General features: G+C 66.4%; 29 protein-coding genes. 16 read left to right on the top strand and 13 right to left on the bottom strand.

Going from position 1 to position 26192, the window contains the following annotated elements; genetic code table 11:
• Positions 1–11 precede the first annotated feature (11 nt).
• The 4 genes from ACZ45C_RS14290 to ACZ45C_RS14305 all read right to left on the bottom strand — a co-directional run bounded on the left by ACZ45C_RS14290 (position 12) and on the right by ACZ45C_RS14305 (position 3595).
• The gene (locus tag ACZ45C_RS14290; protein ID WP_460561396.1) at positions 12–266 is read right to left on the bottom strand and encodes a glutathione S-transferase N-terminal domain-containing protein; all 255 of its coding nucleotides are present in this window, start codon (positions 264–266) and stop codon (positions 12–14) included.
• Positions 267–365: 99 nt separating this feature from the next.
• The gene (locus ACZ45C_RS14295; protein ID WP_460561398.1) at positions 366–1745 is read right to left on the bottom strand and encodes an NCS2 family permease; all 1380 of its coding nucleotides are present in this window, start codon (positions 1743–1745) and stop codon (positions 366–368) included.
• 173 nt (positions 1746–1918) lie between these two features.
• Positions 1919–2632, bottom strand: coding sequence for a phosphoribosyltransferase family protein (locus ACZ45C_RS14300; protein ID WP_460561400.1), 714 nt, complete (start codon positions 2630–2632; stop codon positions 1919–1921).
• A 120-nt stretch (positions 2633–2752) separates the two neighbouring features.
• Positions 2753–3595 (bottom strand): polyprenyl synthetase family protein, encoded by an 843-nt coding sequence (locus ACZ45C_RS14305; RefSeq protein WP_460561402.1) that lies wholly within the window; start codon positions 3593–3595, stop codon positions 2753–2755.
• A gap of 156 nt (positions 3596–3751) precedes the next feature.
• Between ACZ45C_RS14305 and argS the strand changes: the two genes are divergently transcribed.
• The gene (gene argS, locus ACZ45C_RS14310; protein ID WP_460561404.1) at positions 3752–5533 is read left to right on the top strand and encodes an arginine--tRNA ligase; all 1782 of its coding nucleotides are present in this window, start codon (positions 3752–3754) and stop codon (positions 5531–5533) included.
• Between the two features lie 100 nt (positions 5534–5633).
• Positions 5634–6884 (top strand): peptide chain release factor aRF-1, encoded by a 1251-nt coding sequence (gene prf1 / locus ACZ45C_RS14315; RefSeq protein ID WP_460561406.1) that lies wholly within the window; start codon positions 5634–5636, stop codon positions 6882–6884.
• A gap of 21 nt (positions 6885–6905) precedes the next feature.
• On the opposite strand, the gene ACZ45C_RS14320 is transcribed toward prf1, so the two are convergent.
• The 6 genes from ACZ45C_RS14320 to ACZ45C_RS14345 all read right to left on the bottom strand — a co-directional run bounded on the left by ACZ45C_RS14320 (position 6906) and on the right by ACZ45C_RS14345 (position 14664).
• Positions 6906–7346 (bottom strand): metal-dependent transcriptional regulator, encoded by a 441-nt coding sequence (locus ACZ45C_RS14320; protein ID WP_460561408.1) that lies wholly within the window; start codon positions 7344–7346, stop codon positions 6906–6908.
• A 73-nt stretch (positions 7347–7419) separates the two neighbouring features.
• Positions 7420–7905, bottom strand: a complete 486-nt coding sequence (locus ACZ45C_RS14325; RefSeq protein WP_460561410.1) for a ferritin-like domain-containing protein — start codon at positions 7903–7905, stop codon at positions 7420–7422.
• A 191-nt stretch (positions 7906–8096) separates the two neighbouring features.
• Positions 8097–9323 carry a Fe-S cluster assembly protein SufD gene (gene sufD / locus ACZ45C_RS14330; RefSeq protein ID WP_460561412.1) on the bottom strand — a complete coding sequence of 409 codons (1227 nt, stop codon included), beginning with the start codon at positions 9321–9323 and terminating at the stop codon, positions 8097–8099.
• 1 nt (position 9324) lies between these two features.
• Positions 9325–10752: a Fe-S cluster assembly protein SufB gene (gene sufB / locus ACZ45C_RS14335; RefSeq protein WP_460561414.1), complete on the bottom strand. Its 1428-nt coding sequence runs from the start codon at positions 10750–10752 to the stop codon at positions 9325–9327.
• Positions 10753–10804: 52 nt separating this feature from the next.
• Positions 10805–11725 (bottom strand): ABC transporter ATP-binding protein, encoded by a 921-nt coding sequence (locus ACZ45C_RS14340; protein WP_460561416.1) that lies wholly within the window; start codon positions 11723–11725, stop codon positions 10805–10807.
• Positions 11726–11862: 137 nt separating this feature from the next.
• Positions 11863–14664 carry a DNA-directed DNA polymerase gene (locus tag ACZ45C_RS14345; protein WP_460561418.1) on the bottom strand — a complete coding sequence of 934 codons (2802 nt, stop codon included), beginning with the start codon at positions 14662–14664 and terminating at the stop codon, positions 11863–11865.
• A 101-nt stretch (positions 14665–14765) separates the two neighbouring features.
• On the opposite strand from ACZ45C_RS14345, the gene ACZ45C_RS14350 reads away from it, so the two are divergent.
• The 3 genes from ACZ45C_RS14350 (at position 14766) to ACZ45C_RS14360 (ending at position 16007) form a co-directional block, all read left to right on the top strand.
• Positions 14766–14939, top strand: coding sequence for a DUF7331 family protein (locus tag ACZ45C_RS14350; RefSeq protein ID WP_460561420.1), 174 nt, complete (start codon positions 14766–14768; stop codon positions 14937–14939).
• Positions 14940–15095: 156 nt separating this feature from the next.
• Positions 15096–15515 (top strand): DUF7322 domain-containing protein, encoded by a 420-nt coding sequence (locus tag ACZ45C_RS14355; protein WP_460561422.1) that lies wholly within the window; start codon positions 15096–15098, stop codon positions 15513–15515.
• Between the two features lie 27 nt (positions 15516–15542).
• On the top strand, positions 15543–16007 hold the full coding sequence (locus ACZ45C_RS14360; protein ID WP_460561424.1) for a DUF7346 family protein: 465 nt from the start codon (positions 15543–15545) through the stop codon (positions 16005–16007).
• Positions 16008–16065: 58 nt separating this feature from the next.
• On the opposite strand, the gene ACZ45C_RS14365 is transcribed toward ACZ45C_RS14360, so the two are convergent.
• The gene (locus ACZ45C_RS14365) at positions 16066–16707 is read right to left on the bottom strand and encodes an MBL fold metallo-hydrolase (protein WP_460561426.1); all 642 of its coding nucleotides are present in this window, start codon (positions 16705–16707) and stop codon (positions 16066–16068) included.
• Positions 16708–16826: 119 nt separating this feature from the next.
• Here ACZ45C_RS14365 and ACZ45C_RS14370 point away from each other — a divergent pair, with 119 nt between their 5' ends.
• The 8 genes from ACZ45C_RS14370 to ACZ45C_RS14405 all read left to right on the top strand — a co-directional run bounded on the left by ACZ45C_RS14370 (position 16827) and on the right by ACZ45C_RS14405 (position 23078).
• Complete coding sequence (locus ACZ45C_RS14370; protein ID WP_460561428.1) at positions 16827–17009, top strand: DUF5786 family protein; 183 nt, start codon at positions 16827–16829, stop codon at positions 17007–17009.
• The gene (locus ACZ45C_RS14375) at positions 17006–17602 is read left to right on the top strand and encodes an endonuclease dU (protein WP_460561429.1); all 597 of its coding nucleotides are present in this window, start codon (positions 17006–17008) and stop codon (positions 17600–17602) included. Before ACZ45C_RS14370 ends, ACZ45C_RS14375 begins: the two co-directional genes overlap by 4 nt.
• A 51-nt stretch (positions 17603–17653) precedes the next feature.
• The gene (locus ACZ45C_RS14380; protein WP_460561431.1) at positions 17654–18370 is read left to right on the top strand and encodes a uracil-DNA glycosylase; all 717 of its coding nucleotides are present in this window, start codon (positions 17654–17656) and stop codon (positions 18368–18370) included.
• A 95-nt stretch (positions 18371–18465) separates the two neighbouring features.
• The gene (gene hisH, locus ACZ45C_RS14385) at positions 18466–19125 is read left to right on the top strand and encodes an imidazole glycerol phosphate synthase subunit HisH (RefSeq protein ID WP_460561433.1); all 660 of its coding nucleotides are present in this window, start codon (positions 18466–18468) and stop codon (positions 19123–19125) included.
• Positions 19126–19280: 155 nt separating this feature from the next.
• Entirely contained in the window at positions 19281–19463 is a 183-nt protein-coding gene (locus ACZ45C_RS14390) for an HVO_0416 family zinc finger protein (RefSeq protein ID WP_049984376.1), read from the top strand.
• Positions 19464–19551: 88 nt separating this feature from the next.
• Entirely contained in the window at positions 19552–19710 is a 159-nt protein-coding gene (locus ACZ45C_RS14395) for a DUF7563 family protein (protein WP_460561436.1), read from the top strand.
• A 102-nt stretch (positions 19711–19812) separates the two neighbouring features.
• On the top strand, positions 19813–21657 hold the full coding sequence (locus ACZ45C_RS14400) for a UvrD-helicase domain-containing protein (RefSeq protein ID WP_460561438.1): 1845 nt from the start codon (positions 19813–19815) through the stop codon (positions 21655–21657).
• Positions 21658–21773: 116 nt separating this feature from the next.
• The gene (locus tag ACZ45C_RS14405) at positions 21774–23078 is read left to right on the top strand and encodes a M24 family metallopeptidase (RefSeq protein ID WP_460561804.1); all 1305 of its coding nucleotides are present in this window, start codon (positions 21774–21776) and stop codon (positions 23076–23078) included.
• 20 nt (positions 23079–23098) lie between these two features.
• Here ACZ45C_RS14405 and ACZ45C_RS14410 read toward each other — a convergent pair whose 3' ends face one another.
• The gene (locus ACZ45C_RS14410; protein WP_460561440.1) at positions 23099–23404 is read right to left on the bottom strand and encodes a DUF7533 family protein; all 306 of its coding nucleotides are present in this window, start codon (positions 23402–23404) and stop codon (positions 23099–23101) included.
• Positions 23405–23531: 127 nt separating this feature from the next.
• On the opposite strand from ACZ45C_RS14410, the gene ACZ45C_RS14415 reads away from it, so the two are divergent.
• Positions 23532–24161, top strand: coding sequence for a riboflavin synthase (locus tag ACZ45C_RS14415; RefSeq protein WP_460561442.1), 630 nt, complete (start codon positions 23532–23534; stop codon positions 24159–24161).
• Between the two features lie 17 nt (positions 24162–24178).
• Here the strand turns inward: ACZ45C_RS14415 and ACZ45C_RS14420 are convergent, their stop codons facing one another.
• Positions 24179–24877 carry a phosphoglycerol geranylgeranyltransferase gene (locus ACZ45C_RS14420; RefSeq protein ID WP_460561444.1) on the bottom strand — a complete coding sequence of 233 codons (699 nt, stop codon included), beginning with the start codon at positions 24875–24877 and terminating at the stop codon, positions 24179–24181.
• Positions 24878–24996: 119 nt separating this feature from the next.
• On the opposite strand from ACZ45C_RS14420, the gene ACZ45C_RS14425 reads away from it, so the two are divergent.
• Positions 24997–25644, top strand: a complete 648-nt coding sequence (locus ACZ45C_RS14425) for a DUF7310 family coiled-coil domain-containing protein (protein ID WP_460561446.1) — start codon at positions 24997–24999, stop codon at positions 25642–25644.
• Between the two features lie 54 nt (positions 25645–25698).
• Positions 25699–26169, top strand: a complete 471-nt coding sequence (locus tag ACZ45C_RS14430) for a DUF7311 family protein (RefSeq protein ID WP_460561448.1) — start codon at positions 25699–25701, stop codon at positions 26167–26169.
• The last annotated feature ends 23 nt before the right edge of the window (positions 26170–26192 follow it).

The raw sequence follows: 26192 nt of genomic DNA on the forward strand, positions 1-26192 counted from the left end.
GTCGGCGTCGGTTAGCTCGCGTCGCCGTACGTCTCTTCGAGGTACTCGACGATGTCGTCGCTCTCGGACATCCCCTCGACACCGTTGGGTTCGTCGACGAGGACGGGGACGCCGGTCTGCCCGCTGACCGCCTCGACTTCGGTGCGCTCGTCGTGCGAGCGCGGCACCATGACGGAGTCGTACTCCAAGCCGAGGTCGGCGAGTTTGGTCTTCACTTTCGCACAGTACGGACACCCTTCCAGTTCGTACAGCGTCAGGTCGGCCATCGACACCACGTACGAGACAGACGCGTAAAGAAGTACTGCGGTCGGTGCACGTCGCGTACACGGGCGCGACGAGCGCGAAGGGACCGAGTGTGTCCCTCGCTAGAGGATGACGCCGCGGGTCTGAAGGACGTAATAGGCGGCGAGTAGAGCCGCGATGACGTACTGACCGAGGTCGACGTCGCTCGCCTCGCCGGTCGCGACCTTGATGATCGGATACGCGACGATTCCGGCCGCCAGCCCGTCGGCGATGGAGTAGGCGAACGGCATCACGGTGACGGTGAGCCCGGCGGAGACCGCCCACGCGGGGTCGCTCCAATCGACCTCGACCAGACCCTGTAGCATCATCACGCCGACGACGATCAGCGCGATGAACGAGGCGTATTCCGGGATCGCGGCCACGACGGGTATCACGGCAAGCGACGCAAGGAACAGGCCGGCGACGACGAGCGCGGTGAGGCCCGTCCGACCGCCCTCTTCGACGCCCGTCGACGACTCGATGAACGTCGTCACCGTGGAGGTCCCGACAATCGCACCGAAGGTGGTTCCGATAGCGTCGGCCATGAGCGGCCGGTCCATCTCGGGGAGGTCGCCGTCATCGTCGAGGAAGTCGCCGAACTGTGAGACACCGATGAGCGTCCCGGCAGTGTCGAAGAAGTCCACGAAAAAGAACGTGAACACGACGAGCCCGAACGTGAGCGGGTCGATGTTGGCGAGCCCATCGACGAACGCGCCCGCGAGCGGCGTGATGTCGTACTGCGCCGATGGCAGCGTCTCGGGAGTGACTGTTCCGCGCTCGAAGAATCCGGCCAGCGTGAGTCCCCAGCCGGCCAGTGACGTGGTCAGGATGCCGAGAACGATCGCGCCGGTGACGTTGCGCGCCCACAGCACGAACGTTAACACGAGGCCGAGCACGCCCAAGATCGCCCACGGGTTCCCGAATATTCCGCCGAGCGTGACGAGCGTCGTTTCGTCGGGGACGACGATCTGCAGCTCCTGAAACCCGATGAAAAGCAGGAACAGTCCGATACCCGCACCGACTGACCGCTTCACCGGCTCCGGGAACAGCCGGATGACGTACTCGCGCGCACCGACGATCGTCAAGATAATGAACAGTACGCCCTCAACGAAGACGGCCGCGAGAGCCGTCTGCCACGGAATTCCGAGCCCCAAGACGACCGTGTACGCGAAGAAGGCGTTGAGCCCGAGTCCCGGTGCAAGTCCGAACGGACGGTTGGCGTAGACCGCCATAACGAGCGTCGCGACGGCCGCCGAGAGCACCGTCGCGATGGCGATCATCTGTACGACCTCGAAGAACTCGTACCCGGGGATCTGGATCGCCTCGGCCAGAATGAACGGGTTCACAACGATGATGTACGACATCGCGAGGAACGTCGTGAGCCCCGCTATCAGTTCCGTGCGAATGTCGGAACCGTGCTCTTCTACGTCGAAGCGTGCCGAAAGCGTGTCTGAAAGTCCCATTGAACGGGTGTGTGTTCCCTCGGATCGGCTAATAAGTGTTGCTGAAACGAACCTGTCGGACATCCACTTTTAGAAGATATTCGCCCGGTACTGTGGATCATCCACTTCGAAAAACACGCAGACGTACGTAGCGCTCGCAGTTGCTCGAAGACCCTCATTCGATCCGATTGCGGTTACTCGAAAGTCGTCAGCGCCCCGACCGGCGCGTCCGTGATCGCTCGCGCGCGCTCCATCCCCTCGTCGCCGACGGCGATGAGCGTGAACACGCCGGTGACGTCGGCGTCGGCCTGCAGGGCGATATCGAGGAGAAGCTCCTGTGTCTCGCCCGACCGGATCAGGTCGTCGACGACGAGGACCGTGTCGCCGGCGTCGATGGCGCGCGCCGGCAGGTAGTAGGTGAGTTCGATCCCGGAGGCGAGCCGCTGGCGTGACTCGATGAACTCCTCGACGGCCGTCTCCTTCGACTTCTTGGCGTACGCGAGCCGCGCGTCGAAAAAGGACGCCATGGCCGCGCCGAGCGTGATGCCGTCGGTCGCCGCGGTGAGGATCACGTCCGGCGACTCAAAGGAGAACGTCTCGGCGGCGACCGGCGCGACCAGATCGAGGAACGACTGGTCGAAGACGACGCCGCTGTTGTCGACGTATCCCTCCTCGTCGAACGAGACGCGGGCGACCAGTTCGTCCGCGAGCGCGTCGCGACCGACCGCCTCGACGACCTCGCTCGCGCGATCGGCACCGGGCAGCACGTGGCCGTTCACGTACCGGTTCAGGTCGCCGGCCGGGAGCCCCGTCACCGTCGACAGCTCCTCGTACGTTCGCGTCTCCTTGAGCATGCGCAGCACGGCGACCGCCTGCAGCTGGAGGGCGGCCTTCTCTGCTCGGTTCATGACGATGATCGTGATCGCACAAGTATGAATACGTCGAAGTGCTCGTCAGGTGAGAACGGCCGTTCGAATCCACGGCCGTGGATATCACGGGCGAAGCGCCGGTCGATCACTCGGAAGCCGCTACCGCTCGCGGACGACGACGAACTCCGCCAGATCGCGGAGGTACTCGATCGCCTCCGTCTCGGGCGGGTCCGCGCGGTCGAGCGCGGCCAGCGCGAGTTCGGACTGCTCGCGTGCGCGTTCGTCGATCTCGTCGGGCGTGAGCGACGTGACTTGCACGACGGACGGGCGATCCATCTCCGCGTCCTGCCCGGTCGGCTTGCCGAGCGCGTCGGCGTCGGCGGTGGCGTCTAACACGTCGTCGCGCATCTGGAAGGCGACGCCGACGCGCTCGGCGTACTCGCCGAACGAGTCGATCGCCTCGGGGTCGGCCCCGCCGGCGACCGCGCCGAGCTCGGCGGCGGCGCGGAACAGCGCGCCGGTCTTTCGGCGGGCGAGTTCCATGTACTCCTCCTCGTTCGTCGGGCGCGCAGCAAGCTCCGTCGCCTCTCCCTCGCCGAGTTCGACCATCGCCTCGGCGACGGTCCGCATCGCCCGCGGTTCGCCGGAGAAGAGCGCGAACGCCTCGCCTAACAGTCCGTCGCTAGCGACGATCGCCGGGCCGTAGCCGAACTCCGCCCACGCCGAGGGGGTTCCCCGACGGACCTCGGAGCGGTCGATGATGTCGTCGATCACGAGCGACGCGTTGTGGACGAACTCGATCCCGGCAGCGAAGTCGACGGCGTCGGCGGGGTCGCCGTCGAACGCCTCGCACGCGAGGATCGTCACCGCGGGCCTGACTCGCTTGCCGCCGGCGAGGACGACGTGACCGACCTCCGCGGACAGCTCGTCGGGCTCCACCTCACCGATCACGGCTTCGAGCCGCTCTTCGACGAGCGCGACCCGGCGCTGCAGGTACTCCATCTGGTACACGAAGGAGTCCGCCGCGCAAAGGCCTAACGGAAGGACGGCGGAGCCCGAACAGCTCCGACAGAGCGTCGCGTTCGCCGCCGTGCAGCGACGCGTTCGCGGCCGAGCCGCTTCGGAAGGCCCTTTTAACCCGCCGGTCGAACGGACGGTATGTTCAGGCAGTTCCGGTCGGAGGTCGAGGCCGCGCTCGCGGACGCGCTCGACGCCTTGGACCTCCCGACCGACGACCTCGGCATCGAACGCCCGCCCGACGACATGGACGCGACGCTCGCCTCCAGCGTCGCCTTCCGACTCGCGGGCGAGGTCGGCGACGCCCCCCCGAACGTGGCGGCACGGGTCGCCGAGGCGGTCGACGCCGACGGGGCCGCGTACCTCGCGAGCGTCGACACCGCGGGGCCGTACGTCAACTTCCACGCGAACGACCGCTACCTCGTCGACACCCTCGACGCGGCCGCCCCCGACGCCGGCTACGGCGCGCTCCCCGACCGGGACACCTCCGTCGTCGTCGAGCACACCAGCGCGAACCCGACCGGCCCGGTCCACGTCGGGCGCGCTCGCAACCCGATCGTCGGCGACGCCGTGGCGAATCTACTGGAGTACGCCGGCTACGACGTCGATCGCCACTACTACGTCAACGACGCCGGTCGACAGATGGCGGTGTTCACGTGGGCGTACGAGCGGTTCGACGAGTCCGACCTCGACGAACCGCCCGCGCGCGACCGCGCCGAGTACGACCTCGTGCGATACTACCGCAAGGGGAACGCGTACCTAGAGGAGGCCGATCCCGACGACGTCGAGGCCGCGGAAGCCGAGATCCAGTCGATCCTGCAGGGGCTCGAAGCCGGCGACGAAGAGACCTACGAACGCGTGGGCGAAGTCGTCGACACTGTGCTCGGCGGGATGAAGGCGTGTCTCGCGCGCCTGCCGGCTGAATTCGACGAGTTCGTCAAGGAGACGCGGTTCATGCGAGACGGCTCCACCGACGACGTCGCGGCGCGGCTCAAAGAGACCGACCACGCCGTCTACGAGGAGGACGCGTGGCAGCTGGAACTCGACGACCGGGGGATCGACAAGAACCTCGTCTTCCTCCGCTCTGACGACACCAGCCTCTACACCACCCGCGACCTGGCTCACCACGAGTGGAAGTTCGCGAACTACGACCGCGCGGTCACCGTGCTCGGCGAGGACCACAAGCTGCAGGCCGACCAGCTCGACGCGACCCTAGAGCTTCTCGGCAACGACACAGACCGGCTCGGCCACGTCATCTACTCGTACGTGAACCTCCCGGAGGGGAAGATGTCGACCCGGCGCGGGACCGGTGTGATGCTCGACGACCTGCTCGACGAGGCGATCGACCGCGCCCGCGAGGCGGTCGAAGACCGGATGGACGACCGCATCCGCGAGGACGACCTGACCGACGACGACATCGAGCGGATCGCCCACCAAGTCGGGATCGGCGCGGTCCGGTACGACATCGTCTCGAAACAGCCCGCGAAGGCGATCACCTTCGAGTGGGAGGACGCGCTCGATTTCGAGGGGCAGTCGGCGCCGTTCGTCCAGTACGTCCACGCACGCTGTTGCGGTATCCTCGACGAGGCGGAAGGTGAGGGAGTGGCCGTCCCCGAACCGGGCGAGCCGATCGACGTCGACGCCGCGTCGCTCACCACGGACGAGGCCCGGGACCTGCTGCGTGAGATCGCCAGGTTCCCGGCCGCGATCGAGTCCGCCGCGGACGACTTCGAGCCCCACACGATCGCCACGTTCACCCGCGAGTTCGCCGACGCGTACAACGCCTTCTACCGGGAGTGTCCGGTCGTCACCGCCGAGGACGACGACCTGCGGGCGGCCCGCGTCGCGCTCGTCGCCGCCGCGAAACACACGATGGCGAACGCGCTCGACGTGCTCGGGGTCGAAGCGCCGGAGTCGATGTAAGATCTGTCGCGACTCCGCCGATTCCGGCCTCGAACCGGCCGATCGCGGTAGAACCGACAGGTCAAAGCTTACTTACACGCACGCCGCCGTATTCGGGGTAATGAGTAGCGACGCACAGGAGGCGAACGAGGACCGCCGGAAGTACGAGTTCCGGAAGGTCATCGAGGAGCTCAAAGACTACGAGGGCTCCGGCACACAGCTCGTCACCATCTACATCCCCGAGGACAAGCAGGTCTCCGACGTGGTGGCACACGTCACCCAAGAGCACAGCGAAGCGTCAAACATCAAGTCCAAACAGACCCGGACCAACGTCCAAGACGCGCTCACGTCGATCAAAGACCGGCTGCGCTACTACGATACCTTTCCGCCCGAAAAAGGGATGGTGATCTTCTCCGGCGCGATCGACGCCGGCGGCGGCCAGACCGACATGGTCACCCGGACGCTCGAATCCCCGCCCCAGCCGGTGGAGTCGTTCCGGTACCACTGCGACTCCGAGTTCCTCACCGAACCGCTCGAACACATGCTGGAGGACTCCGGCCTGTTCGGACTCATCGTCTTGGACCGCCGCGAGGCGAACGTCGGCTGGCTGAAGGGGAAACGCGTCGAGCCAGTCAAGTCCGCCTCTTCGCTCGTCCCCGGCAAACAGCGGAAAGGCGGTCAGTCCGCACAGCGGTTCGCCCGACTTCGCTTGGAGGCGATCGACAACTTCTATCAGGAGGTCGCCGGGATGGCCAACGACCTGTTCGTGGACAAACGACACGAACTCGACGGCATCCTCGTCGGCGGTCCCTCGCCGACGAAAGACGAGTTCCTCGACGGCGACTACCTCCACCACGAGCTACAGGACAAGGTGCTCGGCAAGTTCGACGTGGCGTACACGGACGAGTCCGGACTCAAAGACCTCGTCGACAACGCCAGCGAGGCGCTCGCCGATCAGGAGATCGTCGAGGACAAACGCAACATGGAGGAGTTCTTCGAGAAACTCCACACCGGCGAGGAGGCGACCTACGGCTTCGAGCAGACCCGACGAAACCTGATCATGGGCTCTGTCGACCGCCTACTCATCTCCGAGGACCTCCGCTCCGACGTGGTCGTCTACGAGTGTCCGAACGGACACGAAGAGTACGAGGTCATCGACGTGCGACACTCGACCCCCTCACACGAGTGCGCCGAGTGCGGAGAGGAGGCGGATGTCGAGGAGCGCGAGGACGTCATCGAACACCTGATGACCATCGCCGAGCAGCGCGGGACGGAGACGAAGTTCATCTCGACCGACTTCGAGAAGGGCGAACAGCTGCTCGACGCGTTCGGCGGGATCGCGGGTATCCTCCGCTACTCCACGGGCGTCTGAGGTCGGACATCCGAGGCGACCCTACTGTTCTGATTCGACCGGCACCGCCGCGACCTCCAGACACGCGCAGGCGTCCGTCTCGGGGTCGAAACAGTCCGGACACTCCGGCTCGCGGTCGATGATCGTGTCCAGTCGGTCGGCGACGGTGTCGTCGATCACGGCTTCAAGCTCGCGCGCCTCCGCGCGGAACTCGTCGACGGCGAGCACGTTCGCGAGGAACCGCTCGATGATACAGTACGTCTGTAGGGCGTCTCGCGCCTGTACGATGCCGTCGTCGGTGAGTCGGACGCCCTTGTACTTCTCGTGTTCGGCGAGCCCGCGCGACTCCAGCTTGCCGATCATCTCGTTGGCGCTCGCCGGGCTCACCCCGAGCGCGTCGGCGATAGAGCCCGTCGAGGCGGGACCGTCTTCCTGCTTCTGTACGACGTATATCGTCTTGAGGTACTGGTCTGCGGTATTCACGGCATCCCTCCGTCGGTGATCGTCGTTCGCGCCGGTCCGGTCTCTCGGCCCGTCGTCGCGCTCGTCGCTCGGTTCATCGTCGCTCCATGACCTCCGTCACCTCGCTGACGCCGTCGGCCTCGTCCGCGCGGATCGTCCGGAGCGTGTCCATGAGTTCCTCGCGGTCGATCGAGAACTCGGCGTCCGAGGCCTCGATCGCCTCGATGAGGTCGTCGTAGAACTTGTAGGCGGTCTCTTCGTTACACAGTTGGTCGTACAACACGCCGTCGAAGTCGTCGGGCCGCGTCCGTCCGTACCGGGCGTCGACGAGCGATTCGATCTCGTCGAACGGCACGCTCTCGACGCCGAGTCCCTCGATGAGTCCCTCCAGACGCTCTCGGTGGTCGGCCGACTCCTCGGCGGCGTCCGCGAGCAGCGCTTCGATCTCCTCGTCGAGTTCGGCGTCGAGGCTCTGGTAGTGGTGGTGCGCCCGCGCCTCGACGACTTCTTCTAACACGATCCCGATCTGTAATAACCGGGCGAGCTGGTCGTCAGAGGCGATCCGCTGGCTCACGCTCACGGCGACCACCCGGCCTCAGTCGATACGCCCGTTCGCATACACGTCACCTCGGCCGTAGTCCGACTTAAGCGGTTCCCCTCGCGGAGCGGCGTTCTCGGTAGAGCGCGTGGCACGCAGATCGGCGGACGCCGTCCCGTCGCTCGCTGGGCGCGACGCCGCTACCGTTCGAAAAACAAAACAGAAGCGCCGGATTACTGCAACCGCTGGATGACGAGTTCCTGAACGTCGTCACGGAACTCGTCGACCGCGATCTCCTCTAACACGGGGACGAAGAAGCCCTCGACGAGCATGTTCCGCGCCGTGCGCGAGTCGATCGAACGGCTCTCAAGGTAGAACAGGTCCTCCGCGTCGACCTGTCCGACCGTGGCGGAGTGAGACGCCTCGGTGTCGTGGTTGTGGATGATCAGCTTCGGCGACGCGTCTGCCTCGGCGTCGTCCGACAGCATCAGCGTGTTCTCGCGCTGGTAACTGGAGGTGTTCCACGCGTCCTCGCCGACGTCTTGGACGCCCTCGTAGACGGAGCGGGCGACGTCATCGAGCACGCCGCGCGTGACGAGATCGGCCGTCGTCTGCTCGGCCTGATGCCACACGCGGGCGTTGATGTCGAAGTGCTGGTCGTCGGTGCCGAAGAACGTCCCGACGATCTGGCTCTCGGAGCCGTCGCCGTTCAGTTCGGTCTCGACGTCCGATCGAGTCAGCTTCGATCCGAAGTTGCTCTCGATCCAGTCGACCGTCGCGTACGTGTCCGTCACGGCGCGTTTCAGCGAGTAGGTGTACGTGTCCGAATCGAGATTCTGCAGCGAGCCGAACTGGACGTTCGAGTTCTCGCCCGCGACGATCTCCACGAGATTCGAGAAGTACCGGTCGTCCGCGGTTCCGGCCGCGGCGCTCTCGTCTCCCGACTCGATCGCTTCGAGGATCGTCACCGACGACGACTCCTCGGCGACGACGAGCGTCTGGCTGAACAGCGACTGCGAGTTCATCTCCGCGCGGACGGTGACGTCCTCGACGTCGACGCCCTCCGGGACGTAGACGAACGTGCCGGTGGTGAAGAGCGCGACCGACAGCGCCGTGAGGTAGTTGTGCTCGGGGTCGAGCACGCTCCCGAAATTCGCCTCGATGACGTCGCCGTACTCGTCGAACGCCTCCGTGAACGGGAGGACGACGACCTCGTCGTCGCCGGCCGCCCGCTCCGTCGCGTCCGACTGGTTCAGGGGATCGACGAGTGCCTCGAAGTCGAGGGCCTCCAGATCGGTCCAGCGGCGGCCGGGCGTCTGGATGACGTCGGGAAGATCCGCCGTCTCCAGGGCCGAAAGGGCGTCGAGACGTGTCTCCAAGAGCCACTCGGGCTCGTCGCGTTCGTCGGCGATGCGTCGTACCGTGTCCTCAGAGAGGCTCTCGATTGCTTGCGTGCTCATGTTATCCGAGCGAGCCCTCCATCTCCAGCTCGACGAGCCGGTTCAGCTCGACGGCGTACTCGATGGGCAGCTCTTCCGTGATGGGCTCGATGAAGCCCGAAACGATCATCTGTTTCGCGTCGTCGTCGTCAAGGCCGCGCGACTGCAGGTAGAAGATGTCCTCGTCGCCGATCTTCCCGACGGTCGCCTCGTGGGCGACGTCGACCTTCGACTCGTTGATCTCCATGTACGGCATCGTATCGGAGGTCGACTCGTTGTCGAACATCAGCGCGTCGCACTCGACCGCGGTCGAGGAGTTCTCCGCGCCGTCCGCGATGTGGACGAGACCGCGGTAGTTGGTGCGGCCGCCGTCTTTCGCGATCGACTTCGACTCGACGGTCGATTTGGTGTCCGGCGCGTTGTGATACACCTTCGCGCCGGTGTCGATGTCCTGTCCTTCGCCGGCCATGGCGATGGTGATGTGGTTGTCGGACGACCCGCGACCCTTCAGGATCGTCGAGGGATACAGCATCGTCGCCTTCGACCCCATCGAACCGGAGATCCACTCCATGCGCCCGCCCTTCTCGGCGATGGCGCGTTTCGTGTTCAGGTTGTACGTGTTCTTCGACCAGTTCTGCACCGTGGAGTACTGGACGTGCGCGTCCTCGCCGACGAACACCTCGACGCCGCCGGAGTGGAGGTTGAACGCCGAGTACTTCGGCGCGGAACAGCCCTCGATGTAGTGGACCTCCGAACCCTCCTCGGCGATGATGAGCGTGTGTTCGAACTGACCCATCCCCTCGGAGTTCATCCGGAAGTACGCCTGCACCGGCATGTCGACGGTCGTGTTCTCGGGGATGTACACGAACGAGCCGCCGGACCAGATCGCGCCGTGGAGCGCGGCGAACTTGTTGTCGCTCGGAGGGACGCACTTCGTCATGAAGTGCTCTTTGACGATCTCTTCGTGCTCTTGGACGGCCTTGTCCATGTCACAGAAGATGACGCCCTTCTCCTCCCACTGCTCTTGCATGTTCTGGTAGACGATCTCGGACTCGTACTGCGCGCCGACGCCCGAGAGCGCGTTCTTCTCGGCTTCCGGAATTCCCAGCTTGTCGAACGTGTCCTGAATCTCTTCGGGAAGGTCCTCCCAGCTTTCGGCACCGCCGCGAGCCTCGATGTCCGGACGGATGTACGGAACGATCTCGTCGATGTCGACCTCCGAGAGGTCCGGCTGGCCGGGCCAGTCGGTCGGCATCGGCATCTCTTGGAACTGCTTGAGCGCGCGCAGGCGCCGCTCCAGCATCCACTCCGGTTCGTCCTTGTCCTCCGAGATGACGCGAACCGTCTCCTCGGTGAGCCCCTTTTCGCTCTTGAAGGCGGACTTTTCCTCCTTCTTGAACTCGAAGCGCTCCTCCGTGTTCGTCTCTTTTAGGTGATCTTGTGAACTCATGTCAGTTGGTTACCGTTCTGGTTGTATAGTGTTGTTGCGTAATCACGCGTGATTACGCGTCGGCGAACGCTTCCTCGCGGACCCAGTCGTAGCCATCGTCTTCGAGCTGCTCCGCGAGTTCCGCGCCACCGCTCTTGGCGACCTCGCCGTCCAACATCACGTGGACGTGGTCGGGTTCGACGTAGTCGAGGATGCGCTGGTAGTGAGTGATCTGCAGGATTCCGGTGCCCTGCTCGTCGCGCAACGCGTTGATCCCCTTCGAGACGTCCTGGAGGCGGTCGATGTCGAGACCGGAGTCGATCTCGTCGAGCACGGCGACGGAGGGCTCTAACATCGCGGCCTGCAGCACCTCGTTCTGCTTCTTCTCGCCGCCGGAGAAGCCGGCGTTGAGGTACCGCTGCATGAACTTCTCGTCCATGTCGAGCAGTTCCATCTTCTCGGAGAGGATCTCTTGGAACTCGGCGACGCCGATATCGCCGTCGTCCGCGGGACCCTCCATCGGAGAGGTGTCGTAGCCCTCGTCGTCCGCGTCGGCCTCGCTTTCTTCTTCCTCCTCGCCTTCGAACAGCTCCTCGCGCTCGTCGGCCTTGGCGTTGAGCGCCTGTCGGAGGAAGTTCGTCATGGTGACGCCCTCGATCTCCGCGGGGTACTGGAAGCCGAGGAAGATCCCGAGCGCGGCGCGCTCGTTGGGTTCCAACTCCAAGAGTTCCCAGTGATAGTCCTCGTCGGCGAGATCGGCGTCGACGTCGGCGACGTCCTCGTCGTCGAGGTGGAGGAGGATCTCTCCGTCGGTTACTTCGTACGCGGGGTGTCCGGCGATGACCTTCGCGGTCGTCGATTTCCCGGACCCGTTCGGCCCCATCAGGGCGTGGATCTCACCGGAGTTGACCGTGAGATCGACACCGCGGAGAATCCGTTCACCGCCCTCTTCAGCCACTCGTGCGTGTAGATTGTTGATTTCGAGAGTTGCCATATATCGTCTCGGTACCTCGTACGTAGACACTGGTGACTTAGGTGGTTAATGGTTACGCATCTCCCCGTCAAAACTCTCGAATTCGGTAAGAAATTTTCTGCTGATCGAAAACTGATTTCCGACAGTTCCGTTCGATTTTACATGAACGAGCCGAGTCCGGTCTGTTCTTGCCCCGTCTTGACCTCCTCCCACGACATCCCGAGGGCCTCGATGACGCGCTCTATCGGGCCTTTCAGCGTCTTATCGAGCATCTTCTCCCAGTCGACTTCGAACTCCGCTGGGACCTGATCTGCGTACTCGAAGCAGATCACGTCCGGATCGCGTTTGAACTCGCCGTACAGCGGATCGCGCTGTGGATCGAGTCCCTTCTCAGTCTCCATCCGCGCCCAGAAGTCCGGGTGGACCTTCTCGATGTACAGCCGCTTCGGCTTCGACCCGCTCCCGAAGTTGGTCCCGAGCATGTGGTTTGCGTACATCGCGCCGCGGACCTGCGCGGTCGGCGTCTCGTAGGCGTCGAGCTTCTTTCCGATCCCGCCGGGGATCCCGATGTCCTCTACATCGACGTCGCCGTCGAGCACGCGCGCGATGACATCAACGAGGTACGCCTTCACCTCCTCTAAGTCCTCGTCGATGTCGTCGCCCGTCACGATCGTCTCGATGACGTTCTGTTGGACCTCCTTCGTGATTTGGGCGATGTCCGAGCGCTTGTACTCGAAGCCGGTGATGTCGATGTCGTCGACGTCTTTCCCCTCCTTCCAGATGATGTGGCCGGCGTAACGCTTCTTCTTCCCCGCTTGGAAGAAGCGCCGGTAGAGCTTCTCGAACTCGATCTGGAAGCGGTGGTCGTCGGCGTTCAACTCGTCGAGCGCGAAGTCGTCGTAGCGCTCGTTGATGTGGTCTTCTATCTCGAAGGAGGTCTCGATCGCCCCCTCCTTTGACATATCAGATAAAGATAACATAACGCTGTCGGTGTCACCATAAGCAACCTGATAATTAAGCTCTTCTGCGGCCTCCTCGGTGAAGTCGATGACCTCGCGGCCGGTCGCGGTGACGGCCGCTGCGCCCTCCTTGTCGTAGAGGCGGAATCGATCCCAGCCTGTTACGCCGTATAAAGAATTCATAATGACCTTGACAGATGCCTGCTGGCGGTCGTACTGCTCGTACGGCTCCGTACCTGGGTCGTGGTCGTTCCGGAGCGCCTTCTTCTCCTCGCGCTCGGAGAGCAGTTCGTCGACCATCTCGCGCATGATCCCGTCCGGCTCCTTGCGGAAGTGGGTCCCGTTGGGCGCGACGTACGTCTCGCCGTCGTACTCGGCGGGGTCGACTTTCGTCTCCGGTCCCGCGTTTATCGTCACCATGCACATCGGGTAGAGGCTCTTCAAGTCTTGGACCGTCACCATCTCCTTGACGCCGGTGATCGGGTCGAAGACGGCTCCGCCTTCGAACTCCTCCGACTCCTGTTGACCCTTCGTCGGGAGCGCGAACTTCCCGAACGCCTTGTGGAGGACGTACATGTCGACGGTGTCGCCGGGCGTCGGCGCGTCTTCGATCTTACAGCCGACGAAGGTGCGCACTTCGTCCCAGAAGGCTATCACGTCCTGTTTCCGGTCAATCTCGACGCACAGCTCCACGTCGCGGATGCTGTATTCTAGCAAGCGCTCGGGGTCCTGTTCCCAGAGGTCGCCGATGTCGCCCGTGTAGCGCTCCTTGCCGACGCCGAGTTCGCGTTCGCCGACCGCGTCGAGCCGATACGACTCCAACTCGGTAAACATCGTCCGCTTGTAGGCGTACAGCAGGTCGAAGACGACCCGCCCCTTGATGTCGGGGCCGCCCCAACCGGAGCGCCACACCTCGCCGATCCGGGAGAGCCGGTCGACGGAGAGGTCGTACTGACTTCCGTCGTCAAGCACCTCCATCCGATCGAGGACGTACGGCGCGTCAAAGTCCTCGAAGTTCCACCCGGTGAGCAGGTCCGGGTCCGTCTCGTCGATGTACTCGACGAACGTGTCGAGCATCGCGGCCTCCGTCTCGAAGGTGCGGACCCGGAAGTCGAGTTCCCCGCCGTCGCCGACGATCCCCTCGTAGTCGGGGAGGTTCTCGGGCGGCGGGATCTCGGCCTCGGGCGCGTCGTACAGCCAGACGACGTACTCGTCGTCGTAGGAGTCGTGGCTCGTGAGACAGATGATCGGCTCCTCGCCGTCCTCGGGGAAGCCGCGCCGGTCGTCGACCTCGATGTCGAAGGTGTTCACCCGCATCTCGGCGTCGACCTCGGCCGGCTCCAGCTGTTCCTCGTGGACCTGGATCGTCCCCTCTCCATCGTCGAGCCGGCGCTCCTCGACGCGGATCCCGCCGTTGATCCCATTGTCGATCAGAAAGCGGTTCGGAAAGAGAATGTCCGCCTCGAACGTCGTCGCGAAGTCGTCGCGGATGTTCCCCACGTCGCGGGGCGTGCGGGTGACGATCCGAGTGAGCGACTCGCCGCGGATGCTCTCGTATGGTTCGCCCTCGACGTTCTCCTCGCGCGTGCCGATCACCACGTCGTACTGCTCGGTTGGATCGCGGTCGAGGTCGGCCGTGGGGACGTAAAAATACGGCTCGACGCCCAGCACGCGGACGTGTTCGACGGCGTCGTTCTCGGCGTCTTCGCCGACGTGTTCCGCCGGCCGTCGGCCGAAGACGTGAACGACGGGATACTCGTCGGTTCCGTATCCCTCGACGGCGTAGTCGATCTGGGTGATCATCAGCTCGACGGTTCCGGTCGAATCCGGGAACTTCGCCTCGTCGACGTCGACGACGTCGCTGACGTGACCGCGTCCGCCGCCGGCGACGACAGCCGCCTCTTCGGCGGCGAGGCCGTCGCGTTCGGTCGCCGCGCCGCCTTCCGATTCGTCGTCCGTCGCTCCGGACGACGAGAAGTCCGACAGCCCCGACTGAGTCATACGCGCCCTTCGTCGCACCCGGCTAAAAAGCTCGGCTTTCGGGTGCGGCGAAGACTCCCGCCACGGAAAGGCATATATCGTGCCATGTCTTACCAAAGTCTATGTCTTCGAACCCACGTTCGGATTCCGGGCGGTCTCGTGCGGTCGAGCGCGACGCGGACGACGCCGAGGTGGAGGTGTACGAGGACGACGGGAACGTGGTGCTTTTCGACGCCGCCAACCCGCTCGCGTGGGTCGAGGCGAGCCGAACGGTCAGGCTCGCGGATGTGACCTGATCGTCACGGGGCAAAGCGCGTCGCGGGCGGGGACCGCTCGGCCGGAGCGCGCTGCAGATGCGGCCGGAGCGCACTACAGATGCGGCCGGAGCGCACTGCAGACGCGGTCGCGTTGCGGACGGAACCCCTTTGGCCCACCCGGGCGTACCGGTGGCCGTGTTCCCCTTCGACGAGGACGACGAGGGCGAGGTCTCCTTCGGCGAGCGGTCCGACGCCGAACGCGAGATGACGCCGGAGATTCCGAAAGCGCCCTCGGTGACGACGTTCGATGACGGCGGGGATTTCGAGGGAGCGAGCGACGTGGACTCGGGGACGCTCCGGGCGTTCGTCGCAGCTGTGATCTACGCCAACGCCGCGGTGCTCCTCGCCTCTCTCGGGCCGATGGTGTGGTACTTCGAGGGGTGGACGCGGATAGGAGCCGGGCTGTTCGTCGCGGGGCTCCTCGCGGGCGTCAGGACGTACCAGACGTATCGGGCGTGGCGGCGAGATCGCGACGCGGCGGAGACGGCGGACAGCGGAGACGCGGCCACGGCGGGCGACGAGACGGACGCAGACGACGCGTCCCCGGAAACGTAATGGTCGAGCGACCGCTCTCTCACACCTATGCAAACGGTTCGTGACGCAGACGGCCAGACATACCTCCTCGTGAAACGCTCCGCGGAGTCGAGCCGGGTGCGCGATCCGGCCACCGGCGAGGAGCGATACGTCGACAACGACGAGGTGTCGGTCGTGGCGGGCGAGTCACCGCTCGCGACCGCGGCCGGCGGCGTTCCGGCTCCGGTCCGACAGATTCTGCGGGCGGTTCACGACGACCGGTCGCTCGGCCTCCTCGCGATCGTCGTCGACGACGGTCCGCTTCCGGTGATCGACCTGCTCGATACGGCCGAGATGTGCGAGTCCGACCTCCACGGGACGGTCTCGGAACTCCGCGCAGGCGGACTGATCGACGAGACCGAGGTCGCCGGCCGGCGCGGCTACGAGGCGACCGCCGTCGCCGCCGAGGGGATGGCGCTGATTCGGGATGAATCGGCGGTAGAGGGGAGCAGCGACGAGTCCGGCGGAGCGTAGCGTCGCTCGATCGGTGGCAGAGATCGCTGACTGAGGACGCTGACGGGGACCGCTCGGTCTACGCGTCGGGATACTTCGGCTCGCGTCGCTCGGCGCGCTCGGTCGCGCGCTCGAGAACGGCACGGACCGTGTCGGGGCCGTCGCTCGCGCGGTAGACGTCGCCGTGCCCGGGGAACATCGCGCCGACCGTGTCCGGAACCCGGTCGAGGAGCGTGTGGAGACTCTCGATCAGGCGCTCGCGGGACTGTCCCGCCATGTCGGTGCGGCCGAAGGAGCCGTCGTCGAAGGCACCGTCGTTGTACACGACCACGTCGCCGGAGTAGAGTCGGTCGTCGCCGACGAGCGAGACGTGGTCGTCGGCGTGTCCGGGCGTGAACACGACCTCGCACGCCTCGTCGCCGACGAGGATGTCGTCTCCGTCGCCGATCGCCACGTCTCTTCGCGGGTGGGAGGCATTGGCGTAGAGGGTCGCGTCGAAGCGGTCGAGCACCGCGTCGAGTTCGCCGACGTGATCGTGATGCTGGTGGGTCAACACGACGCGATCGAGCCCGTCGACACCGGCGTCGGCGAGCGCGTCGGCGATCACGTCCGTGACGCCCGGCATCGTCCCGGCGTCGACGAGGGTCGTCGCCTCGCCGGGCACGAGGTACGCGTTGCAAGTGAACTCCTCCGCGTCTGCGGTGACGGTGATCGGCTCCATGCGCACACGACGGCGCGGGGCGAGTAAAAACGTGCAGTTCGCGGTCCGGGGCGTCCCGGCATGGAGACCCGCTACCGACAGGGGTTTTATCTGTCACGGACCGTTAATATCGGTTACACATGGGCTTCGGGAGCTACGACGAATCCGAACAGGAGAACCAAGACCTGGACGCGGATTTCGACGACGACAACGGAGTTAGCGCGGCCGAGGCGGTCCACGAGGGGTCGGTCGACTACGAGCCCGGCGCGTCGAACGACGAGTTGCTCGACCGCCTCCAGGATATCAAATCCGAGGATCGGTGAGACCGCCGAGCCGGACGCTCGGGATCGCGTTTTCCGACGGCGACCGAATCAGCCGCGTAGCCGGTGCCGTGGTCAGATCCGACGGGACGCTCGACGGGCTCGGATTCGAGCGCTGTACCGTCGGCGGCACCGACGCGACCGACGCCGTGATCGATCTCGTCGACGCGCTCGACCGCGACGACGTGCGCCACGTCGCCTGCGACGGGATCGCCCCAGCCTGGTTCAACTTCCTCGACCTCCGGCGGCTCCGCGAGACGCTCGACGTTCCGGTGTACTCGGTGAGCTACGAGCCGAGTCCCGGTCTCAAACCGGCACTACGCGAGGCGTTCGACGGGGACGCGCTCGCGAGCCGCCTCGCGGCGTATCGGTCGCTCCCGCCACGAACTCGGGTCGAGACTGACGGGGCGAACGAGGCGGATCCGCTGTTCGTCCGCGGGGTCGGTCTCGACGGCGACGCCGCGGCGACGGCGGCTCGCGGGCTCGTCCGAGAAGGATTTCGGCGACCGGAGCCGCTTCGACTGGCCGGCGTGGCGGCGAGCGCGCATCGCGAGGCGGTCGAGACCGACGCCGGCGATCCGGACGACCCGGCGTGACGAGACGGTGAACGGGGGCAACTTATATCGCGGCCGTACCGATCCGGTCGCATGAGCGAACGCGGGACGAGTCAGGCGAACGCGACGACCGACGGAGGGCGGGATATCGACGGCGGTCACGGACGGGCGTGCGACGGTGGACCCGGGGGCGACCGCGCCGGCGGACTCGACGACGACCTCCGCGTGCCGTCCTGCGAGCGCTGCCCGGCGCTCGTCGAGTCGCGGAGTCAGATCGTCGACGGCGTCGGCCCGACCGACGCCGACCTGCTGTTCGTGGGCGAGGGACCGGGCGCGAACGAGGACGAGCGGGGAGCGCCCTTCGTCGGGCGGTCCGGAGACGTGCTCGACGAGGCGCTCCGGGACGCCGGACTCGCTCGGAGCGACGTGCGGATCACGAACTGCGTCCGGTGTCGACCCCCGGACAACCGCGATCCGACGAGCGACGAGTTGGCGAACTGCCGCGGCTACCTCGACGCCGAAGTCGACCGACTGGACCCCGACCTGATCGTGACTCTCGGGAAGGTCCCGAGCGAGCACCTGCTCGACCGGTCGGTCGCGATCACGTCGGAGGCGGGCGAGGTCGTCGACGCCCGGATCGCGGACGCGTCTCGTCGGGTGCTCCTCTCCGTCCACCCGGCGGCGACGCTGTACGACCGGAGCCAGCGCGACGGGTTCTTCGAGGGGATCGCGCTGGCCGCGGCGGTGGCCGGTGTCGACGGCGCAACGGCGGCCGGCGAGGACGGTCAGTCGCGTCTCGGCGAGTTCTGACCGCCCTCGTCGCCCCTGTGGGACCCGACTGCCGAGGCTGCCGGGACGACTGTCGCAAGGGAAACCGACTTTTCCGTGCCCCTCCGAGTGGGCGTATGAGCACCTTCGAGCCGCCGGCGGAGACGCTGGCGGACGTCGTGTTGGTCGACTACGGCCTCGGGAACCTCCGGTCCGCCACCCGCGGACTCGAACGCGCGGGCGCGTCGGTCGAGATCACCGACGATCCCGCGGCGTTCGCGGCCGCCGACGGCGTCGTCCTCCCGGGCGTCGGCGCGTTCCGCGAGGGGATGGAGAACGCCGGGCCGCTGCGCGAGGCGCTGACGGACCACGCCGACGCCGGCCGCCCCCTCTTCGGCATCTGTCTCGGCATGCAGATGCTCCTCACGTCGAGCGAGGAGGCCGACCACGAGGGGGAAGGGGAAGTGACCGGGCTCGATCTCGTTCCCGGAACCAACGTCCGGTTCGACGTGGACCGCAAGGTGCCGCACATGGGGTGGAACGAACTGTCTGTCGAGCGAGATCATCCCATCGTCGACGGGGTCGACGGGAGATACGCCTACTTCGTCCACTCCTACTACGCCGAGCCAGACGACTCGGACGCCGTGATCGCCACGGCCGACTACGGGATCGACTTCCCGGCGGTCGTCGCCAACGAGGCCGGCAACGTGTTCGGCACCCAGTTCCACCCCGAAAAGAGCGGAGAGACGGGACTACAGATCCTGCGGAACTTCGTCGAGTACTGCGCGGATCGCTAGGCCTGGAGACACCGGTCATCGCGGCCGCGGCGTTGAAAATCGACGGTTCTCGGAGTGTCCGGAGTCGTTTGCGATTCGTGTCCGGCTTCTCGCCTATACGGTTCTGTGAGAACCACGATAAGATATATATACTCGCGTGGCATTAACTAGCATGCATGTCTAGTAGTGCACCCAGCTCGGACGACGATGTGTTCGACGAGTTCCTGTCCGATCGCGGCCATGAGACAGAGATCGTACGCTGGGAGCGGTCCTATAACAAACTCCAGTGTCCGGAGTGCGGTGCACTGCACCCCGAAGGGACGGCTCGGTGTGGCGTCTGCGACTGGCGACCGACCTGACCGTCCGACCGGCACACAATCGGCGAGCGGCTTTCTTTCGAACGCGATCGGCGGTAGTATTATATAGTATCAATCGTGAGTCACGACCATGCCGACCTGCCAGAACTGCGGCTCGTTCGTCACGGCCGACTACGTCCGGGTGTTCACCCCGAACGAGGTCGACCGCCCGCGCGTCTGTCCGGCCTGCGAGAATCTCGTGCGCGACGGGGCGGACGTCCGCGAGGCCCGCGCGACCCGAGGCAACTGATACCGGTCGTCCGTCGATGACCCGTTATCCGCTTCTCAGGCGATTTCCCTCCCGTGTTCCCGAGCCATGGCGTTTAAGGAGAGCCGGCATCTGGGGTATACAATGACCGATCCCACGGCGACGCGACTCTTCGGCGGTCCGGGCAGCGGGAAGACCACGGCGCTTCTGGACCGCGTCGAGGAGATCCTCGACGGCGAGGGGGCAGACGTCCGCGACGTGCTCGTCGTCTCGTACACGCGCGCTGCCGCGGCCGAGATCCGCGAGCGGCTCGCAGAGCGGCTCGACGTCTCACCGCGCAGCCTCCAGGGGAACGTCAGCACCATGCACGCGAAGGCGTACGAGCTGCTCGACCTGTCCCGGGGTGACGTGGTCGGTGAAGACGACAAGGAGACGTTCTGTGAGGAGTACGGCATCGAGTTCGAGGACCAACACGGCGGTGCCGGCCGCCGGACCGCCCGGTCGACGACAATCGGCAACAAGATCATCGCGACGTCGCAGTGGCTCCAGCGCACCGAACGAGACGTCTCCGACTGGTATGACGTGCCCTTCCAGTGGAACGTCGAGGAGGTTCGCCTCCCGCCGGAAGAGGACCCCAACGCTCAGCAGGGGAACAAGTACACGCCGACGTGGCCCTCAGACGACGACCGGATCGACATCCCCGAGACGATCCGGGCGTGGCGGGCGTACAAAGGCGACAACGACCTCGTCGGCTTCGCGGACATGCTCGAACGCGTCGCCCAGCGCTCGCTGGTGCCGAACGTCGACTACCTGATCATCGACGAGTTCCAGGATATCACGACGCTGCAGTACAACGTCTTCGAGGAGTGGCGACCGCACATGCGGAAAGTGCTCATCGCCGGCGACGACGACCAGGTCGTCTACGCGTGGCAGGGCGCAGACCCCGATCTCCTCTTGGACACCGACGTGGACGAGGACGTGGTCCTCCCGAACTCCTACCGGCTCCCCTCGGAGATTCTCAACGTCGTCAACGCGGAGATCCGCCACATCGACAAGCGACAGGAGAAGGATCTTCACCCCCGCAAGGAGGGCGGTACCGTCGAGGCGATCGAGTCGCCGTCGATGCTCGAACTCGTCCGGAACGTCCGGTACACGGTCGACGACGACGAGGGCAGCGTGATGTGTCTGTTCCGCGCGCGCTACCAGATGTTCGACTTCATCGACGAGTTCATCGACCACGGGATCCCCTTCACGATGTTGACCGACGGGCGGATGTGGACCGACCGCGTGCAAGACTACGTCAGCGCCATCGAGAAATCGGACGCGGGCGACCCCGTGAACGGGCTTGAGGCCCGCCGGCTCGCAGACATGCTGCAGGACTCCGCGTTCGGGACCCACGACCGCGATGAGTTCTACGACTTCCTCGACGACCGCGAGGAGGCGGCCGACGCCGACGACGTCGCCCAGATCGAGGTGAAGGCAGACGAACTCGACGACTACATCCCCTTCATGCCCGACGCGGCGAGTGCCGACGACATGGTGCGGAAGGTGACGAGCTTCCAGCGGAAGTCGATGGGCGCGTACTTCGACGGCGACTACGCGGGGATGGACCCGACTCGCGTCCGCGTCGGCACCATCCACTCCGCGAAGGGCCGCGAGGCCGACCACGTGTTCGTCGCGACCGACCTCACGGAGAAGGTCGTCGAGCAGATGGCGGCCTCCATCGACGATCCCACCGACATCGACGGCGTCGAGGAGTTCACCAAGACGACGAGCCCGGTCCCCGTCCTCACCGACAACGAGCGCCGCGTCTTCTACGTCGGAATGTCGCGTGCTCGCGAGCGGCTCGTTATCATGGAGAGCCTCGTCAGCGGCGCGCCGACTCTCCCGATCAGCGTCCTGCTGTTCAACGAACTCCGCGACGAGCCGGCACAGGATCTCATCGAGGAGGTACAGGCGGAGTTGGCGGTCCCCGAACCCGAGCCGTGAACGGCGACGCGAACGGCAACGCGGGTAGCGACGCGGACGGCAACGCAGGTGGCGACACGAACGGCGACGCGAGCGTCGGTTCGGATGGCAACGCGGCCACGGGTTCGGACGGCGACATCATCGGATCGCGCAGCCGTCCCCCGCTCCGCACTGACCTCTCCCAGATAACCGAGTCGATCGCGGCCGCGGACGCCGACGCCTTCGTCGCGGTCGGCGACCGGTTCGACGACGACCTCCGGTACCTCACGCGCGTCGCCGGCTCGGAGCGGACGTACGCGCTGGTGGTTGCTCCGGCCGACGACGCCGCGGGACGCGCCGTCTGCTGTGTCTCGCCGGAGATCCGCGAGCGGGCCGAACGGGAGTTCGTCTCGGGTTCGCGCCAGAGCGAAGCGACCGAGGGGGGCGACGGCGACCGCACCGGGGACACCGGCCGGCCGTTCCGCGACGGCGTCGCTCGCGAGGTGCGGACCGACCGCGCCGGCGACCACGCGGGCGAGCGCGCTGCCGCGGTCGTTCGGGACCTGTGTGGCGGAGACGGCGGCGATCGGACCCTCCTCGTCCCCGCGTCGATCCCGCACGACGCGGCGGTGTACCTCGAACGCGCCGGCAACGAACTCGCGTCGACCGACGCGGTCGCGACCGCCAGATCCCGGAAAACGAACGCCGAACTCGACCGACTTCGTCGGGTCCAGCGCGCGGCCGCCGCGGGCGTCGCACGCGCCGAGGCGGTGCTGGCCGAAAGCGAGGTCGCCGACGCGGCCGCCGTCGGGGGTGACGGCTCGGATCGACGCCCCGCTCTCCGCTGGGACGGAGCCGTGCTGACTGCCGAGCGCCTGCGGAGGGCGGTGAACGCCGCGCTCGCGGCCGAGGGCGTCGGCGACGCCGGCGACACGACGATCGACGCCGGTCGCTCCCCGACCGATCACAGCCACGTCGGAACCACCACGCTCAGACCGGGCGAGACCGTCGTCGTCGGCGTCTCGCCCCGCGGACCGGACGGGTATCGCGGCGACCTGACTCGCACGTTCGTCGTCGACGGCGACGGCGGCTGGGAGCGGCGGGCGTCCGTCGCGGTCGAGGCCGCGCGCGAGGTTGCGCTCGGAGAGGTAGAGCCGGGCGTGCCGATCGCGACCGTCGGCGGCGAAGCGGCCGCGGAACTCGCGGCGTACGGGTTCGACCCGAACGCCGGACCGGACGGGGCTGGAGCCACCGGCGAGACGGTCCACGGCGTCGGGATGAGCCGGTACGAGGCCCCGTCGAGCGGGACGGACCTGCGAGCGGGCCACGTGATCGCCGTCGAAACGGGCGTCCGCGATCCGACGGTCGGCCGCGTGTGTCTGGGCGACCTCGTCGCCGTCTCAGACGACGGCTGCGAACTCCTCGCCGGGCACCCGCTCGGGATCACGCCCGAGACGCGGTAGACCGCGACGGTTGCAGACCGCTACTCCTCTGGCGGGCGGACCGTCTGATCCTCGACCGTGGAATCGTCTCCGGACGACTCCGGGGAGCCGTCGGGCGGCGCGCTCCGGAGCTGTCGGGGAAGGAGGCCGGCGAGGAGTCCGCGGACGATGCGGCCCGGATCGAGGAAGTACTGCGGGAGGACGACCATCGCGGCGGCGACGGCGAGCAGTCCGACCCCGAGCGCGAGCTCGCCGGCGAGAAGCCGGACGACGGCGTAGTTCGCGAGCGGCAACGCGAAGACGAGCGACGCCGCCAGCCCGATCATGTCCATTACGCCGAGTCTCATCGCGGTTCGGTTGATTCCGGGAGGACAAAAGTGGCTCGTCGCGGAACGGGAGTCGTCCGACCGGCCAGACCGTTCGCCGCCCGATCGAAGGCCGAACCGATATGTGTCGCGCGCGCTCACATCGGGTATGTTCACCGGCATCGTCGAGGACACCGGCACCGTCCGCGGACGGACCGAGACGGGGGACGGGCTCCGGCTGCAGATCGGCGTCGACGGCTTCGACGACCTCCATCACGGCCAGTCGATAAGCGTCAGCGGCGTCTGCCTGACCGTCGAAGAGTACGGATCGAGGGGCGATGACGGCGACGCAGAGGGAACCGCTCCGGCCGGCGACTGGTTCGAGGTGTTCCTCGCGAGCGAGACGGTCGCGAAGACGTACCTCGGAGAACTCCGTGAGGGCGACGCCGTCAACGTCGAGCGCGCGATGCCCGCCGACGGGCGCTTCGACGGTCACGTGGTACAGGGTCACGTCGACACGGTGGCCGAGGTGACGGCGGTCGAGCGCGTCGGCGAGGACCGGCGGTTCACGTTCGCGATTCCGGAGGGACACGCCGATCACCTCGTCGACAAGGGCTCGGTGACGCTCGACGGTATCTCGCTGACCGTCGCGGAAAAGCGGACCGACGAGTTCGACGTCGCGATCATTCCGACGACCTACGCCCTGACCACGCTCTCGGAGAAGGCCGTCGGCGACCCGGTTCACCTGGAGGTCGACGTGATCGCGAAGTACGTCGAGAACATGGTCGACGGGTACTGACTCTCCGGAAGCGCCGTCTACGCGTCCTTCGCGCCCTTCACCGTCTCGCGGACCGCGTCGACGCCCTCGTCGTGAAGCAGGTCGCCGACGACGATCACGTCGCTGTGTGCGGCCATCTCGTTCGCCGACTCGTAGTCGTGGATTCCGCCGCCGTAAAAGAGGGTGGCGTCGTCGAGCGCGTCGTGAGCGGCGGCGACTTTCTCGGGGTCCCCGAACATACCCGAGTACTCCACGTAGACGATCTCTTGGCCGAACATCCGCTCCGCGACCTTCGCGTAGGCGGCCACGTCGTCGGCCGCGAGATCGCAGTTGGCCTCCGTCAGCTGTGCGACCGAGGCCTCCGGGTTCAACACGATGTACGCCTCGGTGTGCGTGCGGCTCCAGTCGAGGTCGTCGATGCGGACCCACTCCTTGTGCGCGCCGGTGATCCAGAACGGACCGCCGGCGTTGAACACCGTCGGGATCAGGTAGCCGTCGAGGGCGGGCGAGTCGATGACGACGCCCGGGTTCGACGGTTCCTGATACAGCGGTACGTCGTACTCGGCCGCGGCGTCGACGACCCGCGTCATCTTCTCCGCGGTGACGTCGAGAGTCCCGCCGATCTCGATCGCGTCGGTTCCGGTCCGGCAGACGTCCTCGAAGGTCTCGCCGTCCCGAAGCTCCTTGTCGGGATCGACTTTCAGCACGTGATCCCAGTCGTCCCACGGATTGCTCATCGGACACGAGTCCTCCGGGCGGAACCAAAAAGGTGCGGAACCTGCCTCGCGGCGAGAGCGCGTTCGATCAGAGGAGCGTTCCCCGAGCGCTTATGTACCGAGCCGAGGCCAGCCCCCGCATGACGGAGACCACCCGGTCCGACGACAGAAGGGTCGGCGACGAGGACGTCGGTGACGGAACCGCGACCGATCGAGCGGCGGCGTCCCGCGGGCGTCGGCTCGACGAGCGGCTTCGCGCCGTCGAACGCGCGCTTACCGGTTCCGACGCCGCGGTGTCGGACATCGCCGACGGCGCGGAGGCGACAGCCGAGCGACGGGAGATCGGATCGCGACTGTCCGATCTCGAAACGCGCGTCGAGGAACTGGAGGCGGCGACGCAGGCGCTGCGCGGGTACGTCGGCGCGGTCCGCGCTGTCAACGCCGAGGTCGAGCGTCGGGCGGACCTCGCGCTCGCCCGGACGAGCCGCGAGCAGGTTCGCGACGCGGCGGATACGGTAGACCCGATGGACCCGGTAGACGCTGACCTCGAAGGCGATACGGAGCCGAGATCCGATGGAGCGGGCGAGGTCCCGACGGCGTCGGCGCTCGACGCCGCCGTGCCCTCCGATTCCGGCGGCGGAGAGCGTGGCACTCGGTTCGGTGAGGGCACAGAACGCGGGGACACAGACGGAAGCGGTACGACTGATGGATCCGAGACGATCAGTGGGTGCGACGGTGGGAGATCGTGGGGCCGCAACGCGCTGGACCGCCTCCGTGACTCAGTGTAGCGTCCCGCGGGCGCACTGCGGCCTGTCGCGACAGGACCGGTTGGAGCGGTCGTCGTGATCCGCGTCGTCCTCACCGTCGCCGTCGCCGTGGCGCTTCTCGCCGCGTCGATTCCGGCTCTGGAAACGGCCCGCGTCACCACGACGGCGGAGCGGCTCGACTCGGAGGTCGATCGAATCGAACGGGCGACCGCGCGCGTCGTCTCCGGGTCGGTCGCGGTCGCGGACCCGTCGCTCGCCGCACGCACGAGCACGACCGTCCGCGTCCCGACCGGGATCACGGCGGCCCCGGTCGGTCGAATCGCGCTCGCCGAGGTCGACGGACCGGGAGCGGGCGCTACCGTCGCGTTGCGCTACCGGACCGTCGGCGGACACGACCGGTTCCTCCCCCTCCGAGTTGCGGCGGTTCCGGCGTCGGTCGAACTCGTCACCGGACGGATCGACCTCCGGCCCGGCGGTGAGAGCCGACTCGAACTCCGGTACGTCGACGACGACGGGCCGACGGTTCGAATCACTCGCGTCGGGTGACGTTTATACGCGATGCCGCAGCC

The organism is Halorubrum pallidum (genome assembly GCF_055380345.1).